Here is a 2,107-nt window from a genome sequence, read left to right as displayed (position 1 = left end):
GGAGGCCTTCCCCGGTCCGACCCAGGCCGCGCGCATCGCCCGCATCCTCGGCGGTGAACCCGATGTGGAGGGCTTCGAGGGGCCCCTGCAGGAGGTCGTGCTCGCCTGCCTGGACAAGGACCCCGCGCGGCGCCCCGATGCCTCCGCGCTCCTGCAGCAGCTCGTGACGCTGCCCGCGGACGGCGGTCGTGCGGGGGCCACAACGGCGGTGCAGCCCTCCGGCGGGTGGGCGTCCACCACAGTGCAGCCGTCCGAGGGCGAGGACCGGACCGAGGTCGCCCCCTCCCCGGACGCCGCGACCGGCGTCGGCGTCGACCGTACCCGGATGGAGACCTCCGCCCCCGAGCAGGTGCCCGGGACCAGGGTCGCCCCGCCGGCGAAGGTCGACCCCACCCGCGCCTACACACGCATGGCCGGGGCGGACGAGCAGGCAGTGCACCAGGCGCCGCCGTCCCCGCCGCACCACCCCGGCACGTACGGGCAGGGACAGGCTTCCGGGTACGGACAGGGACAGCCCTCGGGCGGGTACGGGACCCCCTCCGGTTCCGGGTCCTGGATCCACCGCGGCGGGGTGCCGCCGTACCACTTCCTCGGGGTGCGCCACGAGGACCCCGGTACGCTCGCCGCCGCCATGCAGGAGAACTGGACCGAGGCCGTGCGGGTGTTCTCCGACACCGGCGAGCGCGACGCCCTCGGGGCCTGGCTCACCGACGACATCGGCGACACCCGGGTCGACCGCGCCCTGTTCCGGCGCAAGGTCACCGACGCGAACCTGGCCCTGGCCACCTTCGTCGCGCAGACGCGCCCCGACCTGCCCCCGGTCTTCCGCGGCCGCACGGTCACCATCGACCACCTCACCGAGCTGTTCTCCGATCCCGCGCCGGTGCTGACCGGGGCCCCGCAGGCCAACGAGATGGCGCTGCTGGCACGGCCCGTGGTCCTGCGCACCATGGGACTGCACCACAGCGACCGCCCGGGCGAGCACCAGCACCTGGCCGACCGGCTCGACGAGGCCGAGCGCGCGGGCATCGCGTTCCAGAAGGAGCTCTCCGGTGCGCTCAACGGCTGGAGCGACGTTCGCGCGGGCGTCAACCCAGCTCTGGTGCTGGCCTTCCTGCTCGGCCCGGACACCCCGCCCCGGCCGGAGAGCAAGGACCCCGGGGTGCGGGAGTGGATCGACATCCTGTGGACCAAGGTCGCCGCGGCCGCGCAACCGGCCGCGGCGGGGTACGCGGCGGCCGTGCACGGGGCCGTTCCCACCCTGGTCACGCTGGCCCAGCAGCGGCGTGAGTGGGAGGGGCGCTACGCCACCGTCTCCGCCGAGCACGAAGCGCTGAGCAACGCGGTCCGGAGGCAGCGCTATCTGGAGCTGGCCAAGAGGCTTTCCACGATCGGCGTGCTGGCCTTCCTGGTCAACTTCGTCGCGTCGGGGATCGGGAACGAATTCCTGACCATGGTCTCGGGCCTGGTCTTCTTCGCAGGCCTGATCGGCGTGGTCGTCAGCGGCCCGGCACTGCGCCTGATCTACGGCGCCCCGGCCCGGCGGGCGCACCGCAGAATCGAACTGCAGAACCGGACCGACCATCTCCTCCAGTTGAGGGGCGGCGTGGAACGCATCCGCAGCGACCTGCAGACCGCACGCCGTCTCACCTCGGGCTGACCCGGCCCTTCGACCCCCTGATCCCCCCCCACACGGAAAAGAGGACCCCCCGTGGTACGACCCGGCCAGGCACTGGGCGGCTTCCGAATCGATCGCTCACTGGGACGCGGCGGCTTCGGCGAGGTGTACCTGGCCGAGGACGACGCCGGGCGGCGCGCGGCGGTCAAGGTGTTGCACGCGAGTTGGGCCGGCGACACAGAGATGCGGCGGCGGTTCGCGACCGAGGTGGATCAGGCGCGTCGGGTGAGCGGGTTCTGCATCGCGTCGATCCTGGACGCCGACCCCGAGGCCGATGAGCCCTGGATCGCGACCGAGTACATCGACGGGCCGACCCTGCAGACCGCCGTCGACGTCGAGGGCCCGCGTACCGAGGCCGACCTGCACCGGTTGGCGGTGAGTACGGCCACGGCCCTGGCAGCCATCCACGCAGCCGGTGTGGTGCACCGG

The 2,107-nt window shown here is 73.3% G+C and carries 2 protein-coding genes; both read left to right on the top strand.

Going from position 1 to position 2,107, the window contains the following annotated elements; all coding sequences use genetic code 11:
* A partial coding sequence (locus IDM40_RS28750) for a serine/threonine-protein kinase (protein WP_193125037.1) occupies positions 1-1,660 on the top strand: 1,660 nt, incomplete at its 5' end.
* Positions 1,661-1,711: 51 nt separating this feature from the next.
* A partial coding sequence (locus tag IDM40_RS27715) for a protein kinase domain-containing protein (protein WP_193125036.1) occupies positions 1,712-2,107 on the top strand: 396 nt, incomplete at its 3' end.

This window comes from Nocardiopsis coralli, assembly GCF_014892575.1.
Taxonomy (GTDB): Bacteria; Actinomycetota; Actinomycetes; order Streptosporangiales; family Streptosporangiaceae; genus Nocardiopsis; species Nocardiopsis coralli.
The sequence above is the reverse complement of the archived record's forward strand: the minus strand, read 5'-3'. Positions and strand labels throughout refer to the sequence as shown.